The organism is Streptomyces durocortorensis, from assembly GCF_031760065.1.
Taxonomy (GTDB): Bacteria; Actinomycetota; Actinomycetes; order Streptomycetales; family Streptomycetaceae; genus Streptomyces.
Map to the genome: position 1 here is coordinate 1,147,371 of NZ_CP134500.1, position 14,833 is coordinate 1,162,203.

Consider the following 14,833-nt stretch of genomic DNA (forward strand, 5'->3'; position numbering starts at 1 on the left):
CCGTCCAGATCGTGCTAGATGGTGCCGAAGAGGATGCCCGCCCCGAGCACGACGAGGGAGGTGAGCACGGCCCACTTGACGGTGAACCGGGTGTGGTCGCCGAACTCGACCTTCGCCATGCCGACGAGGACGTACACGGCGGGTACCAGCGGCGAGGACATGTGCAGCGCCTGGCCCGCCAGGGAGGCGCGGGCGATCTCCAGCGGGGAGACCCCGTGGGCGGCCCCGGCCTCGGCGAGGACCGGGACGACGCCGAAGTAGAAGCCGTCGTTGGACATGAAGTACGTGAGCGGCAGGCTGAGCAGGCCGGTGACGATGGCCATGTGCGGGCCCATCGCGTCGGGGACGGCGCTCACGACCCAGTCGGCCATGTGCTCGACCATGCCCGTACCGGTGAGGACACCGGTGAAGACGGCGGCGGCGAAGACCATGCCGGATACGTTCAGGACGTTGTCGGCATGGGCGGCGATCCGGGCCCGCTGGTCGGGCATGTGGGGGAAGTTGACGGTGAGGGCGAGGGCCGCGCCGAGCAGGAAGAGCACCGGGATCGGCAGCAGCTCCATGATCATCGCGGCCAGCAGGGCGACGGTGAGGCCCGCGTTGAACCAGTAGAGCTTCGGGCGGAGCGTGGACCGGTTCGGGTCCAGGCCCTTGAACTCCTCCTCGTCGTCGCCTTCGTCCTCGTCGGGGTCCGCGTCCGTGAACCCCGAGGCGGCGCCTGAGGAGTCGGAGCCCGAGGCGGCACATGAGGAATCCGAGTCCGCGGCGGTACCTGAGGAATCCGGGTCCGAGGCGGCCGGGCCCTTGCGGAGACGGTCCTCGCCGCCCGTGCCGACGGCTCCGACCGCCACGGTCTCCGGCTCCGCCTCCCGCACGAGCCCCTCGTCCAGTGTGAGCAAGCCCAGGCGCCCGCGCTCGCGGCGGCCGAGCACGTACGCCAGCAGGAACACCGCGAGCAGTCCGACGGCGAGCGCCGGGATCATGGGCACGAAGATCTCGGAGGCGTCCAGTTCGAGGGCGGTCGCGGCGCGGGCGGTGGGTCCGCCCCAGGGAAGGGTGTTCATGACGCCGTTCGCGGTGGCCGCCACGCCGGTCATCACGACGAGGCTCATCTTGAGGCGTTTGTAGAGCGGATACATCGCCGAGACGGTGATCATGAAGGTGGTGGAGCCGTCGCCGTCCAAGGAGACGATCGCGGCGAGCACCGCCGTACCGACGACGATCCGCAGCGGGTCGGCCTTGCAGAAGCGGAGGATGCCCCGGACGATCGGGTCGAACAGGCCGACGTCGATCATCACACCGAAGTAGACGATGGCGAACATCAGCATGGCGGCGGTCGGCGCGAGGTTGCCGACGCCGTCGATGACGTAGTCGCCGAGCTGCGCTCCCTGCCCGACGGCGACACAGAACAGTGCGGGGATCAGTACCAGCGCCGCGATCGGCGACATCTTCTTCGTCATGATCAGGACCAGGAAGGTCGCGATCATGACGAAGCCGAGGATTGTCAGCATGGGGGATACCTAACGTTCATCCTTGAACTCCCACCGGTCTCGGCGGTCCGGACGACGTTAGGGGCCCTCTCGCAGCGTTAACAAGATGTCGACGCGTGAGCAATACGAGCAAAACCCCAGGTCAAAGCGCTGCTGCTAGGGCAAGGGGGTGACGGATACCGGAATGGCGTTCAGCACGGCCGTACCGGACAGCGGGTCCAGAAAAGTGCCGTCGAGCAGCTGGTTCACGTTCGCCCCGGGATGGGCGGCGGCCACCGACATACGGGTCCCGGGGCGGCTGTGGCCCCAGCCGTGCGGGAGGCTCACCACTCCGCTGCGTACGGTTTCCGTGATCTCGGCGGGGGCCTCGACCGCGCCGCCGGAGGACTCGATCCGTACGGTGGCCCCGTCCACGAGCCCCAGGCGGGCCGCGTCGTCGGGGTGGACCTGGAGGGTGCAGACGTTGGTACCGCCGCTCAGCGAGCCGACGTTGTGCATCCAGCTGTTGTTGGAGCGCAGATGGCGGCGGCCGACGAGGACGAGCGGGGCGGGCCGCTCCCCCAGCGCCCGGCGCAGGCGCGGCAGATCGGCGGCGATCGGGGCGGGGAGCAGTTCGATGCGGCCGGAGCGGGTGCGCAGGATTTCCGGGAGCCGGGGCCGCAGCGGGCCGAGGTCGATGCCGTGGGGGTGGGCGAGGAGCTGCTCCAGCGTCAGACCGTACGGGCCGAGGCGCAGCATCAGGTCGAGGCGCCGTTCGGGCCCGCTCTCGCCGGTGAGTTCTGCGGCCAGTTCCTTCGGGGCCCCGGCCCGGGTGAGCGCGGTGTCGATGGCCAGGTCGTCCACGGCGGAGGGCGGGGCCCCGTGCTTCCCGCTCACCGCGAGGATCAGCCGGGCGAGGACCTCGCTCTCGTCCATCCGTCCGTCCTCCAGGAGGACGGGGGCGCGGGTGTAGCGGACCTGGTTGTGCACGGCGAAGGAGTTGAACGCGAAGTCGAAGTGGGCGCTCTGCGAGGGCGGCGGCGGGGGCAGGACGACGTCGGCGCGGCGGGAGGTCTCGTTGAGGTACGGGTCGACGCTGACCATGAAGTCGAGCCGGTCGGCGAGGGCCGCGTCCAGGCGGTCGCCGTCGGGTGCGGAGAGTACGGGGTTGGCGGCGAGGACGAGCAGGGCGCGGATGCGGCCCTCGCCCGGGGTCTCGATCTCCTCGGCCAGGGCGGCGACGGGCAGTTCGCCCTTGGCCTCGGGATGCCCGGAGACCCGGCTCACCCAGCGCCCGAGGGTGAAGCCCTTGCCGGGGACGGCCGCGCGCGCCCCGGGGGCGGCTTCGCGCGGGGCGCGCGCGGTCGCGGAGAGCGGGAAGAGCGCGCCGCCGGGGCGGTCCAGGTTGCCGGTGAGGATGTTGAGAACGTCCACGAGCCAGCTGGCGAGGGTGCCGTGCTCGACGGTGCAGCTGCCGATCCGCCCGTAGACGGCGGCAGTCGGGGCGGCGGCCAGTTCACGGGCGAGCGCGGTGGTGGTGGCCGCGTCCACGTCACAGGCTGCGGCGACCGCTTCCGGGGTGAAGTCGGCCAGGGCGGCGGCCAGTTCGTCGAGCCCTTCCAGGTGCTCGGCGAGCGGTCCGGGGTCGGCGAGCTTCTCGGCGATGAGGGTGTGCGCTATCGCCGCCAGCAGCAGGGCGTCCGCGCCGGGCCGGATCGCGATGTGCCGGTCGGCGATGCGGGCGGTGCGGGTGCGGCGCGGGTCGATGACGGTGAGGGTGCCGCCGCGGCGGCGCAGCGCCCTGAGCCGGCCGGGGAAGTCGGGGGCGGTGCAGAGACTGCCGTTGGACTCCAGTGGGTTGGCGCCGATCAGGAGAAGGTGGTCGGTGCGGTCGAGATCCGGTACGGGGATGGCGTGCGCGTCACCGAAGAGGAGGCCGCTGGAGACGTGCTTGGGCATCTGGTCCAGGGTGCTCGCGGTGAACACGTTGCGGGTGCGCAGGGCCCCGAGCAGCAGGGGCGGGTAGAGGGCGCCCGCCATCGTGTGCACGTTGGGATTGCCGAGGACCACGCCGACGGACTGCGGCCCGTGGGCCTCGGCCAGGGCCGGTACACGCTCGGCGATCAGGTCGAACGCCTCGCTCCAGGAAGCGTCGTGGAACTCCCCGTCCGCACCGCGCACGAGCGGGACGCGCAGCCGGTCGGGGTCGGCGTCCAGGCCTCCGAAGGACGCGCCCTTGGGGCAGATGAAGCCCCGGCTGAAGATGTCGTCACGGTCGCCGCGCGCACCGGTCACGGTGGCCCCCTCGATGGTGAGGGTGAGGCCGCAGGTGGCCTCGCAGAGGGGGCAGATACGCGGTGCGGTGCGGGAGTCGTGGGACATGGGCCCTCCCCGGGGCGGCTGCGGCGACGGCACGCGGACATGGGCCGGGCGGGGGTGGGAGCCCCGGCGGGACCGAGCATACCGACCGGTACGCACGGCGGGGAGGCGTCGTACGGCACGGATCGACGACGGCGCGGACCGGGGGCGACAGCGACGGGAGCGCACACCGAGACGACGTCGACCGGGGCGACGTCGACCGGGACGGCACCGACCGGAGGGCAGCACCGACCGGAGGGCAGCACCGGCCGGAGGGCAGCACCGGCGGGCGCGACCTCCTCGCACCCCCCGCCCGGGGTCAGGCGCGGCGGGCGGCCCAGACGGTGCGCTCGGTGCGTACCGTCAGGTCGTCGCGGCGCAGGATGCCTTGCGGGGCAGCCGTGTCGAGGAGCTGGTCGAGCGCGGTGAGGTCCTCGGGGGACAGTCCGTCGGCGACGGCGCCGCGGATGCGGCTCAGGACGCCGAGGGCGTAACGGCCGATCGCTTCGCCGCGGCCGTCGCCCTCGATGTTCACGGTGATGGTGCGTTCGTCCTCGACGGTGAAGCCGGCGGCGGACAGCATCGGGCCCCAGTCGGCGCCGCGGTGGGGCAGGTGTTCGGCTTGGCGGCGGTCGGCTGCGGCATGGACGCGCTCCTCCAGGCCGGGGCTGCCCTGGGGAGCGTTCTCGGGCAGGAAGCGGGGGTGGCCGGCCAGTTCGACGACGGCGAACAGGCCGCCGGGGGCGAGCGTGTCGCGGACGGTGCGCAGCGCGCGCTCGGGGTGGGTCATGTGGTGCATCGAGGCCGATGCCCAGATCAGGTCGGGTGAGCCGAGGTCGGGCCAGGCGGCGGCGTCGAGGTCGGCCTGCACGGTGCGCACCCGTTCCTCGACCCCGCGGGCACACGCCTTGGCGCGCAGGCGCCGGAGGTGTTCGGCGGACATGTCGACAGCGGTGACGTGCGCGTCGGGGAAGCGGTCGAGGAGGGCGAAGGTGCCCGCGCCCGTGCCGCAGCCCAGGTCCACGACGTGATGGGGGCCGTTCCGCAGGGGTAGCGATGCGGTGATGGAGGCGGTGTGCTCGGCGAGGACTTCGGCGTCCAGGTCGAGGATCTCCGCCTGCCCACCGCTGTCCCGCTCGTGGTGGTGGCGGGGCGAAGCGCCGTGGTGGGGGGTACGCGGGTGTGTTTGGCTCATGCTCTTCACCCTAGAACCGCTATGCGCCAGGGGCGTAACATCTTGCTGTTTTCGCAAGCCGATGGCGGCGGATGCTGCCTGACGCGCAAAACAGGAAGCGCGGCGCGGGACAAGAAGCACGGCGCAGGACAGGAGGCGACCACCCCGGAGGCCGCCACGCGGGCTCGCGCCGTCACTCGGGAGCGTCGTCGCCGTCGTCACGCTGGTGGCCACGGCGGGCATCCCGGTCGAAGAGGCCCAGGATCTCGCAGGGCCCGCCCTCGGCGCCGATCGCGTGCGGCATCATCGTGGGGAACTCGGCGGCCTGGTTGGTCTCGACGCGGAAGCGGCGCCGGCCGAGCATGAGGATCGCGGTGCCGGACAGCACGACGAGCCATTCGCGCCCCGGATGGGCGCGCATACGGGCGGGATTGTCGGGCGGGGGGTCGGTCAGGCGCTGGCGCACCACGCTCATGCCGGGGTCGGCCTTCAGGGTCCAGCGCATCCGGCCGTGAACGCTGTCGATCGTCGGGCTGGTGATGACGTCGTCGGTGGCGGTCTCCACGAGCTGGTCCAGCGTGGTGTCCAGGGCGCGGGCGAGGGTGACCAGCTGGTCGAGGGCGAGGCGCCGCTGACCGTTCTCGATGCGGCTCAGCGATGACTGGCTGAGGTGGGCACGGTTGGCCAGCTCCTCCAGCGACAAGCCCTGCGCGACCCGGAGCGCGCGGATGCGTCTGCGTACGAGGCTGTCCAGCTCACCACTCTCTTGCGTCATGAGCAACATGGTATGCCCTGAACGCAATGCGGGGTCGGCTTCCCGTTCAGGTGTTCCGCGCCGGCCAGGCAGACCACCGAGGCCCTCACGGCCCGCCGACCGCACGCCCGCCGCACGCCCGCGAGCCCGCACGCCCCACTCAGCCCACTCAGCCCAGTCAGTCCAGCGTCTGCGCGAGGTACGCCCTGACGAGCGTCCGGGTCTCGGCGACGATGGCCACATCGCCCGGCGGGTCCGTACGGAAGGCGAGCTGGAGCAGGGCGTCGGCCGCTTCGACGCTGACCAGGATCGCCCGGGACAGACCCTCGTCGGGCCGGCGGCCGAGATGCCCGGCGAGCAGTCCGGCGAGCCGGTCCGCCAGGCGCCGGTTGGCGTCGTCCGACGCGTCCTCGGCCGGGAACGGCGGCCCGAAGTCGACCAGGGCGAACCCGGGAACGGTCCGCTTCATCGCCAGGTACTCGTCCAGCACCGCGTCGATGGCCTCGCGCCAGTTGCCGGCTGGGAGCGCGGCGAGCCGGGCGGCGATCCGCTCGGCGTAACTGTCCAGGTTGCGCAGCGCGAGGGCGTCGACAAGGGCGCGTTTGTTGGAGAAGAACCGGTAGACGGAGCCGATCGGCACTTCGGCGCGCTCGGCGACAGCACGCGTGGTGAGCTGCTCGTAGCCGGTCTCGTCCAGGAGTGCGGCGCAGGCGTCGAGTATCCGGGCCAGGCGGTCGGCGCTGCGCTGCTGCACGGGAGCGCGGCGGAGGTTCGGGTTCGCATGGGGCACGGGCTCCATGATGCCGTGGCCCCCGCGCCCGCCGGACAGCGGCGGCACCCCTCCGGGGAAGCCGGCACCCACCACTAACGGCCCGCCACGTGCCGTATGCCGTTGACGTCCCCCCACTCCTATTCCTACGGTAGAGCATAGGATTCGTTGTCCGGCGGATCCGAGGGCTTCTTGGGCACCAGGAGTGCGGGATGAGCGCGATCGAGCAGGCGAGGAAGACGGCCGAGGGGCTGACGTACTCCTCCGGATTCGGCAATGAGCACAGCTCGGAGGCGGTCCCCGGGGCGTTGCCGCACGGCCGTAACTCCCCCCAGCGCGCTCCGCTCGGGCTGTACGCCGAGCAGCTGAGCGGCTCCGCCTTCACCGAGCCGCGCGCCCACAACCTCCGTTCCTGGCTCTACCGAGTCCGCCCCTCCGCCGCGCACCCGGCCTTCACCCGGATCGACAACGGCGGGCTGCGCTCGGCGCCCTTCACCGAGTCGGTGCCCGACCCGAACCGGCTCCGCTGGAACCCCCTGCCCGACCCCGCGCCCGGCACGGACTTCCTCAGCGGGCTCTGGACGCTGGGCGGCAACGGGGACGCCACCCAGCGCAGCGGGATGGCGATCCACCTCTACCACGCCAACTCCTCCATGACGGACCGGGTGTTCAGCGACTCCGACGGCGAGCTGCTGATCGTGCCCGAACGCGGCGGCCTGCTGCTGCGCACCGAACTGGGCCTGCTGCGCGCCGAACCGGGCCACATCGCGCTGATCCCGCGCGGCGTCCGCTTCCGGGTGGAGCTGCTGGAGGAGACCGCGCGCGGTTACGTCTGCGAGAACTACGGCCGCCCGTTCGCGCTGCCCGACCTCGGCCCGATCGGCGCCAACGGTCTGGCGAACGCCCGGGATTTCCTCTCCCCCGTCGCCGCGTACGAGGACGACGACCGCCCGGTGGAGGTGGTGAACAAGTTCTGCGGGAACCTCTGGTCGGCAACGTACGACCACTCGCCGCTCGATGTCGTCGCCTGGCACGGCAACTACACCCCGTACGTCTACGACCTGCGCCGGTTCAACGTGATCGGCACGATCAGCTACGACCACCCCGACCCGTCGATCTTCACGGTCCTGACCTCGCCGTCCGACACCCCGGGGCTCGCCGGGGTGGACTTCGTCGTCTTCGCCCCCCGCTGGCTGGTCGGCGAGGACACCTTCCGGCCGCCGTACTTCCACCGGAACGTGATGAGCGAGTACATGGGCCTGATCGAGGGGGCGTACGACGCGAAGGCCGACGGCTTCGTCCCCGGCGGTGGCTCCCTGCACAACATGATGTCGGCCCACGGCCCGGACCGGGAGACCTTCGACCGGGCGAGCGCGGCGGAGCTGAAGCCGCAGAAGATCGACGACGGTCTGGCCTTCATGTTCGAGACCCGCTGGCCGGTCGCGGCGACCGCCCAGGCGGCCACCGCCGACCACCTGCAACGCGGCTACGACGACGTGTGGCAGGGTCTGAGCCGCAACTTCCGGCCGTAGGCGGCACCCGCCGGCCGTAGTCGGCACCGGAAGAGCACGCACGGGCGGTACAGGACGGGACGTGACGGGGACGGACATGACCGAGAGCCATGAGCAGGCCGGGGCGGACAGCGGCGTGGACCAGCCACGCCACCCGCCCGCCTTCGCCCCCGACTCCCTCGTACTGAACCGGAAGCTGCCGCTCTGGTACCAGGTCTCGCAGTCGCTGCGGGCCTCGATACTGGGCCGCCCGCAGGACGCCTCCGCCCGGCTGCCCACCGAGGAGCAGCTCGCCGCGCACTACGGCGTCAGCGTGCTCACGATGCGCCAGGCACTGAAGGAGCTGGAGACCGAAGGGCTGATCAGCCGGCACCGGCGGCGCGGCACGTTCATCGAGCCGCGCGCCCGCCGGGTCTCGCCGGTGCGGCTGCTGGGCTCGGTCGACGCGATCGTCGCCCAGCAGTCCGGGGAGGCGACGACAGTTCTCGGCCACGGGGCGGTACCGGTGCCGGGCGATCTCGCGGAGTTCTTCCCGGACTGCGGCGAGGTGGTCAGCTACCGGCGACTGCGCCGCGACGGCGAGAGCGACGAGCCGACCAACTGGGCGGAGAACGCGGTACGTCCCGACGTCGCCGCCCGGATCGACGTCACCGACCTGGAACGCTGGCCGATGACCAAGGTCCTGCGCGATGTCGTCGGGGTGAAGATCTCCCGGATCACCGACACGGTGGAGGCCCGCCTCGCCGACCCGGTCACCGCCGAACTGCTCCGGGTCCCGCTGCTCAGCCCGATCCTGCACTACACGGGCGTGACATACGACGAGGAGGGGCGCGTCGTCGACGTGGCCCGCATCCGCTACCGGGGCGACCGCTTCTCGTTCTCCGTGACGGTGGAGGCGCACTGACCCGATCCCGCGTGCCCGCCCCCGCCGCTACGATGCGCGAGGGTCACTGCGGACAGGGGAGGACGGCTCGGTGGCAGCGCGCAGGACGGCGGCGGCCGGATCCGGCGGGGACACGGAGTCCTCACTGCCGGACGCTCCCTCACCACGGGATGCTTCCTCACCGCCGGACGCTCCCTCACCACAGGAAGGCTCCTCACCGCAGGACGCCTCCTCGCCGCTCGACGCGTTCGTACCGCTGGACGAGCTGATGCCGTGGTCGGTGCGTCCGCTGCGGACCGGCCGCTCCTGGATCGGCGGCCCCGACCCCGCCGCGCTCCGGGCCCGCTGGGAGCGGCTGGCCGCCGCCGAGGGCGCCGAGCAGGAGCGGCTGTTCGGCCCCACCCGTACCCGTACGCCGCACACATCGGTCGCCGCGCTGCCCGGGCAGTCCACCGGGACGGGCCGCTTCGCCCGAGAGCCGGGCGACTGCCCCGGTCCCGTACGAATCCTGCACGGACCGTTCGACGAACAGTGGCTGCTCCCGGACCACCGGCTGATCGACGCGGCCCGCCCGGAGCTGTGGCGGGTCGCCGACGGGCAGCAGCTCTTCGCGGTCGAACACGGTTACGTGCCCCGGTCGGCCGGGCCCCTCCCCCTGTCCGTGAGCCGTCTCCTCCCCGACGGCCACTCCCCCGCCGGGCGGCCGGGCCGGATCAGGCCGCTGTACCGGCGGCCCGGCGCCACCGACCCCAATCTGGCACCGGGCCTGCTGGACGTGGTGCGCACCCGGCTGGGGCCGGAGATCACCCCCGAAGCCGTACTGGCCTGGGCCCTGGCCGCCGCCCGGCCCTCGCCCTCCGGCTGCCGGGTCCCGCTGCCCGCCGACGCCGAGGTGTGGGCACAAGGAGTGGAGCTGGGCCGGGAGCTGACGCGCATCCAGCTGCGCGGGGCCCGGGACGGGGAACGCCCCCGGTTGCCGGGCGGGCGCAGGCCCTATGTACGGGCGGCGCTCCCGGCCCGGCCGACGGAGATCGCGTACGACGCGGAGGCCGAGGTCCTGATCGTCGGCGATGGCCGGATCTCGCCGGTGGCGGCGGGGGCGTGGGAGTTCACGGTGAGCGGCGTACGGGTGCTGGAGCTCTGGTTCACCCGCCGGGCGGCGGCAGCGGTGGGCGCGGCGGCCGAGGGCGCGGAGGGGCTGGCGGCGGTAGGTGCGCGCGGGTGGACCCGGGAGTGGACCTCGGAGCTGCTGGAGCTCGTCTCCGTACTGACGCTCCTGGACGGGCTGCGCCCCCGGCGGGAGGCCTTGCGGTCCCGGCTGGAGGGGGTGCCGCTGATCTCCCGGGACGAGCTGCGGGCGGCCGGGGTGCTGCCGGTCCCGGCCTCAGCACGGCGCCCCGCCTCGGTCCTGGGGCACCAGGAGGAGGGGCCGGAGGGACAGTTCGCGCTGCTGTGAGGGCGCAGGACCGTGGTGCGAGGGGGGCCGGGGGTGGCGAAAGGGCCGGTCGGCAGGGTAAGCACGGGCCATGAACACTCAGCCCCTCCCCCTCGAAGGCCTCACCGTGGTCGCCGTCGAGCAGGCCGTCGCCGCCCCCTTCGCCACCCGGCAGCTCGCCGACCTCGGAGCCAGGGTCATCAAGGTGGAGCGCCCGGACGGCGGCGACTTCGCGCGCGGCTACGACACGGCGGCACGCGGTCTCGCCTCGCACTTCGTCTGGTGCAACCGGGGCAAGGAGTCCCTGGCCGTCGACCTGAAGGACCCGCGCGGACTGGCTGTGGTGCGTGAACTGATCGCCGGGGCCGATGTGTTCGTACAGAATCTGGCGCAGGGGGCGGCGGCCCGGCTCGGCCTCGACGCCGCGGCCCTCTGCGCCGAACACCCGCGTCTGGTGGCGGTCGACATCTCCGGTTACGGGGCGGGCGGACCGTACGCCCACAAGCGGGCCTACGACATGCTCGTGCAGTGCGAGGCGGGCCTGGTCTCGGTGACCGGGACCGCCGGGCAGCCGGTGAAGGCGGGCGTTCCGGCGGCGGACATCGCGGCGGCCATGTACGCGTTCTCGGGGGTGCTGGCGGCGCTGCTGCGGCGGGCGAGCACCGGGCGGGGCGGGCCGGTGGAGGTGTCCATGCTGGACGCGCTGGCCGAGTGGATGGGTCATCCGCTGCACCAGGGGATGCACGGCTCGACACCCCCGGAGCGCACGGGGCTCGCGCACTCGGTGATCGCCCCGTACGACGCCTACGCCACGGCGGACGGCGAGCAGGTGCTGCTCTCCGTGCAGAACGACCGGGAGTGGCGGCGACTGGCGGAACAGGTGCTCGGGCGGCCCGAGCTGGCCGAGGACCCGGACTTCGCGACGAACGCGGCACGCACCGCCCACCGCGAACGGACCGATGAGGCGGTGGCCGGGGCGCTGGCGAAGCTGACGGGGCGGGAGGCGCTGACCGGGCTGGAGGCGGCGGGCATCGCCTGTGCCCGGCTGAACACGGTGGCCGACGTGGCGGCGCATCCGCAGCTGGCGGCGCGGGACCGGTGGCGGGAGGTGGGGTCGCCGGTGGGGCCGTTGCGGGCGCTGCTGCCGCCGATCACGCTGCCGGGGAGCGAGGAGGCGCGGATGGGGTCCGTACCGGCGCTGGGTGAGCACACCGATGTGCTGCTGCGTGCCCTGGGGATGACGGACGAACAGACATCGGCGCTGCGCCGGGACGGAGTGATCGCCTGAGCCGACCCGAGCGGTGGGCCGGTCCGGAGGGCGATGACGCGCGTGGGTCAGCGGCGGCTGCCGAAGAGCGAACGCCGCAGTCGCCGCAGCGGCGCGAAGAGCGAGACGCGCGCGCTCCTGCTCCTGCGGGTGTGCGAGACGTCACGCGAGGTCAGCTCGCGCATCAGCAGCGTCGCTTCCGCCGACTCGCGCTGCGGGACGACGGGGCCACCGAGCACCGCCAGATGGCGGTCGAGGCGCGTACTGGTCGCACCGCTTCCGCAGGTAATGGCAGGCACACGCGCCCTGCTCCGCATCGTTATCTGTTCCATGTCACTCCCCACCCGTACGAGGGCACCCGGTCCGGGCAGGTTAACCCTATCGTCCCTCAGTGACACCCGTGTATCCCGGCCACAGGATTGCGCACACACGTACGGAGGTTGACGGGCCGTTACCGAATGCGCGCGATTCCAGGGCGACTTGGGGCAGTTCGGCGGGTTTGCCCCTTGGGTTGCCCCCGCTCGACCGTGGAGCGGGAGGCCTCGACCGGCGAGGACTCCCGCGTGGGGGACGGTGGGTGGCGGAACTCGTGTGTCAGAGAGCGGACTTGAGGACCGGGAGATAGCCGCCCGACTGTCCGGCGGCGGTGGGGTGGTATGACTCACCGATGTTGAGCCAGTTCACGCTGTGCAGCCAGGAGTTGCCCGAGCAGATCTCGTGTCCGGTGAAGGTGGGGCGGACATCGCCGAAGGTGAAGCCGTGGTCCGCCGCGCGCTTGGCGGTGGCCGTGTTGAGGTGGTCGGACGCGCCGTTGATGGCCGCGCGCTCCTTCTCGCTCAGACCGGCGATGCAGCTGCCGCCGAGCCGGTAGAAGCGGGGGTAGCCGAGGACGACGACCTGGGCCGAGGGGGCCTTGGCGCGGATCGCCGCGTACACGGAGTCGAGCCGGCCGGGCAGGGTCGAGTCGACGTAGGCGCGGGCGGTGGCGATCCGGTTGAGACAGGCCGCCTCGGACTGCAGGACACAGGTCGTCATGACGTCCGCGAAGCCCGCGTCGTTGCCGCCGACGGAGATCGACACGAGGTCGGTCGAGGCGTTCAGCGGTCCGAGCTGCCCGCTCGTGACGTCGTTGGTCCGGGCACCCGAGCAGGCGGTGAAGTGGAACGAGGCGGGGGAGTTGGCGGCCGCCCAGAGGGCGGGGTAGGCGCGGGAGCTGCGCTTGCAGCTGGAGCCGTCGTAACTGCCGGCTCCGACGCCGGAGGAGTACGAGTCGCCGAGCGCGACGTAGTCGACGGCCTTGACGGACGCGTCGGCGTGCGCGATCCCCGCACCGGTCAGGGCGAGAACTGCACCGAGCAGGAGAGAGGACGAGAACGCCACGAGTCTGGACATTTTCATGGGACCTCCTTGAGCAGGGGGTATCTGCCTACTCCGTAGTAGCAGCACCCCGACCACACTGGAAGTGTCCATGCCAAAAATAGATCCGGAGTGCTTCCGTCCGCCCCCGCGAGTTCACCCGGTGCGCCCTCGGGCTCCGGTGAGCTCCCGTCAGTTCCCGCCGCGCTTCCTGGGGAAACCCGGGTGCACGGGCTGCCCCCGTGCCGGATCATGGACGCCATGCCTGCCTCCCCCGAATCCGCTCTGCCGATCCGGCTCACCGTCGACGACAGCGATTCACCGTCCGACGTCGTCGACGCGCTCTTCCTCGGCCGCTTCGCGACGGGCGAGCAGCCGTACGCGCACAGCTCGTCCCTCGACCGGGTCAAGGCCGGGGCAACCCTGCTGCCCCGGCACGCCACGGTGTTGCGGGCCGCCCGCGACGACGACCGCAGCGCCACGCTCGCCGAGGGCGAGGGCTGGACCCTGCTGGCCTCCCGGTGGAACCGCGGCGCTGACGTCACCGTCACCGCGACCAGCGCGGAGCTTGCGGAGCGGATTCTCGGCGAGGCCACGGAAGGGGCGCAGGACGAGCCGGAGCCCCAGCCCGACAACGTGACCATGGGCTTCTGGTACGTCTCCCCGCGCCGCGGCCCGTACCGCACCACCCGCCGGATCGCCGCCGGGAGCTGGGACGAGGTCCGCCCCAACTACACCGCGCCGGTGGCCGACGCCATGGACCGGCTGATGAAGGTGACCCCGGACGACATCGCGGGGCGGCTGCTCCTGCTGCACGGCCCGCCCGGCACCGGCAAGACCTCGGCCCTGCGCACTCTGGCCCGCTCCTGGCGCGACTGGTGCCAGGTCGACTGCGTGCTGGACCCCGAGCGGCTGTTCAACGACGTCGGCTATCTGATGGACATCGCGATCGGCGAGGACGACGGCTCGGCGAAGGGCGGCCGGTGGCGGCTGCTGCTCCTGGAGGACTGCGACGAGCTGATCCGCGGCGAGGCCAGGCACACGGCGGGCCAGGCCCTGTCCCGGCTGCTGAACCTGACGGACGGTCTGCTGGGCCAGGGCCGGAACGTTCTGGTGGGGGTCACCACCAACGAGGACCTGGAGCGGCTGCACCCGGCGGTCGTCCGGCCGGGCCGGTGTCTGGCCCGGATCGAGGTCGGCGGGCTGACCCGCCAGGAGTCGTCGGCCTGGCTGGGCACGGAGGAGGGCGTGAGCCGGGAGGGCAACACGCTCGCCGAGCTGTACGCGCTGCGCCGGGGCATCGGCCCCGCTTCGGTGCCGAAGCAGGACGCGGGGGCGGACGCGGGGCTGTACTTGTAACTGCTGGCGGTTGACGTACGCCCCCTGCCGCGCGGGGCAGGACGACCGCGGGCACGGATAAGGCTACGGATCAGTCCCCGTACGCGGCCCGCACCGCGTCCCGGGCGAGCGCCAGGGCCTGTTCCCGGGTGAGGCCGAGCCGCTCGGCGGTCTCCGCGTAACTCTGCGCGGCGGTCGCGGCCCGCTGCTCGGCCGCTCCCCCGGCGGCCGCGACGAAGGTCCCGTTACGGCCCCGGGTCTCGATCACGCCGTCCGTCTCCAGGGCGCGGTAGGCCTTGGCCACCGTGTTGGCGGCGAGGCCCAGCTCCTCGGCGAAGCCGCGTACGGTCGGGAGGCGGTGGCCGACGGGCAGGGCTCCGGAGCGGGCCAGTTCGGAGAGCTGGTTGCGCAGTTGCTCGTACGGGGCGATGCCGGAGTCCGGGTCCAGCACGATCTTCGCAGTCACGGGCTTCTCAGTCACGGGCCGATTCTCCCCCACCGGCGGAAAGCCGGTTCTCC

The 14,833-nt window shown here is 72.5% G+C and carries 13 protein-coding genes; 5 read left to right on the top strand and 8 right to left on the bottom strand.

From position 1 onward, the window contains the following. Positions 1–14: 14 nt before the first annotated feature. From RI138_RS05005 to RI138_RS05025, 5 genes are all read right to left on the bottom strand, one after another. Entirely contained in the window at positions 15–1,511 is a 1,497-nt protein-coding gene (locus RI138_RS05005) for a CitMHS family transporter (RefSeq protein ID WP_311118920.1), read from the bottom strand. Positions 1,512–1,646: 135 nt separating this feature from the next. Further along, on the bottom strand, positions 1,647–3,851 hold the full coding sequence (locus tag RI138_RS05010; RefSeq protein WP_311118921.1) for a molybdopterin-dependent oxidoreductase: 2,205 nt from the start codon (positions 3,849–3,851) through the stop codon (positions 1,647–1,649). Between the two features lie 295 nt (positions 3,852–4,146). After that, positions 4,147–5,022 (bottom strand): L-histidine N(alpha)-methyltransferase, encoded by an 876-nt coding sequence (locus RI138_RS05015; protein WP_311118922.1) that lies wholly within the window; start codon positions 5,020–5,022, stop codon positions 4,147–4,149. 172 nt (positions 5,023–5,194) lie between these two features. After that, positions 5,195–5,785, bottom strand: a complete 591-nt coding sequence (locus RI138_RS05020) for a helix-turn-helix domain-containing protein (RefSeq protein ID WP_398862389.1) — start codon at positions 5,783–5,785, stop codon at positions 5,195–5,197. 148 nt (positions 5,786–5,933) lie between these two features. Further along, entirely contained in the window at positions 5,934–6,554 is a 621-nt protein-coding gene (locus RI138_RS05025; RefSeq protein ID WP_311118924.1) for a TetR/AcrR family transcriptional regulator, read from the bottom strand. Between the two features lie 182 nt (positions 6,555–6,736). On the opposite strand from RI138_RS05025, the gene hmgA reads away from it, so the two are divergent. From hmgA to RI138_RS05045, 4 genes are all read left to right on the top strand, one after another. Next, complete coding sequence (gene hmgA / locus RI138_RS05030; RefSeq protein ID WP_311118925.1) at positions 6,737–8,056, top strand: homogentisate 1,2-dioxygenase; 1,320 nt, start codon at positions 6,737–6,739, stop codon at positions 8,054–8,056. A gap of 76 nt (positions 8,057–8,132) precedes the next feature. Continuing rightward, the gene (locus RI138_RS05035) at positions 8,133–8,939 is read left to right on the top strand and encodes a GntR family transcriptional regulator (protein ID WP_311118926.1); all 807 of its coding nucleotides are present in this window, start codon (positions 8,133–8,135) and stop codon (positions 8,937–8,939) included. Between the two features lie 70 nt (positions 8,940–9,009). After that, positions 9,010–10,374 carry a type ISP restriction/modification enzyme gene (locus RI138_RS05040; protein WP_398862392.1) on the top strand — a complete coding sequence of 455 codons (1,365 nt, stop codon included), beginning with the start codon at positions 9,010–9,012 and terminating at the stop codon, positions 10,372–10,374. Between the two features lie 70 nt (positions 10,375–10,444). Beyond that, positions 10,445–11,641: a CaiB/BaiF CoA transferase family protein gene (locus RI138_RS05045; protein ID WP_311118927.1), complete on the top strand. Its 1,197-nt coding sequence runs from the start codon at positions 10,445–10,447 to the stop codon at positions 11,639–11,641. 47 nt (positions 11,642–11,688) lie between these two features. Here the strand turns inward: RI138_RS05045 and RI138_RS05050 are convergent, their stop codons facing one another. Both RI138_RS05050 and RI138_RS05055 read right to left on the bottom strand, forming a co-directional pair. Next, the gene (locus RI138_RS05050; protein WP_096627799.1) at positions 11,689–11,952 is read right to left on the bottom strand and encodes a hypothetical protein; all 264 of its coding nucleotides are present in this window, start codon (positions 11,950–11,952) and stop codon (positions 11,689–11,691) included. Positions 11,953–12,214: 262 nt separating this feature from the next. Next, positions 12,215–13,018: an SGNH/GDSL hydrolase family protein gene (locus RI138_RS05055; protein ID WP_311118928.1), complete on the bottom strand. Its 804-nt coding sequence runs from the start codon at positions 13,016–13,018 to the stop codon at positions 12,215–12,217. A 219-nt stretch (positions 13,019–13,237) separates the two neighbouring features. Between RI138_RS05055 and RI138_RS05060 the strand changes: the two genes are divergently transcribed. Further along, complete coding sequence (locus RI138_RS05060; RefSeq protein WP_311118929.1) at positions 13,238–14,335, top strand: DUF5925 domain-containing protein; 1,098 nt, start codon at positions 13,238–13,240, stop codon at positions 14,333–14,335. 70 nt (positions 14,336–14,405) lie between these two features. On the opposite strand, the gene RI138_RS05065 is transcribed toward RI138_RS05060, so the two are convergent. Beyond that, the gene (locus tag RI138_RS05065; RefSeq protein ID WP_311122803.1) at positions 14,406–14,780 is read right to left on the bottom strand and encodes a GntR family transcriptional regulator; all 375 of its coding nucleotides are present in this window, start codon (positions 14,778–14,780) and stop codon (positions 14,406–14,408) included. Positions 14,781–14,833: the final 53 nt, after the last annotated feature.

Bases quoted from the DNA above. Each gene is read 5' to 3' on its own strand.
- RI138_RS05010 (WP_311118921.1), bottom strand. From the start codon at position 3,851: ATGTCCCACGACTCCCGCACCGCACCGCGTATCTGCCCCCTCTGCGAG.
- RI138_RS05015 (WP_311118922.1), bottom strand. From the start codon at position 5,022: ATGAGCCAAACACACCCGCGTACCCCCCACCACGGCGCTTCGCCCCGC.
- RI138_RS05035 (WP_311118926.1), top strand. From the start codon at position 8,133: ATGACCGAGAGCCATGAGCAGGCCGGGGCGGACAGCGGCGTGGACCAG.
- RI138_RS05050 (WP_096627799.1), bottom strand. From the start codon at position 11,952: ATGGAACAGATAACGATGCGGAGCAGGGCGCGTGTGCCTGCCATTACC.
- RI138_RS05060 (WP_311118929.1), top strand. From the start codon at position 13,238: ATGCCTGCCTCCCCCGAATCCGCTCTGCCGATCCGGCTCACCGTCGAC.
- RI138_RS05045 (WP_311118927.1), top strand. From the start codon at position 10,445: ATGAACACTCAGCCCCTCCCCCTCGAAGGCCTCACCGTGGTCGCCGTC.
- hmgA (WP_311118925.1), top strand. From the start codon at position 6,737: ATGAGCGCGATCGAGCAGGCGAGGAAGACGGCCGAGGGGCTGACGTAC.
- RI138_RS05020 (WP_398862389.1), bottom strand. From the start codon at position 5,785: ATGTTGCTCATGACGCAAGAGAGTGGTGAGCTGGACAGCCTCGTACGC.
- RI138_RS05055 (WP_311118928.1), bottom strand. From the start codon at position 13,018: ATGAAAATGTCCAGACTCGTGGCGTTCTCGTCCTCTCTCCTGCTCGGT.
- RI138_RS05025 (WP_311118924.1), bottom strand. From the start codon at position 6,554: ATGGAGCCCGTGCCCCATGCGAACCCGAACCTCCGCCGCGCTCCCGTG.
- RI138_RS05005 (WP_311118920.1), bottom strand. From the start codon at position 1,511: ATGCTGACAATCCTCGGCTTCGTCATGATCGCGACCTTCCTGGTCCTG.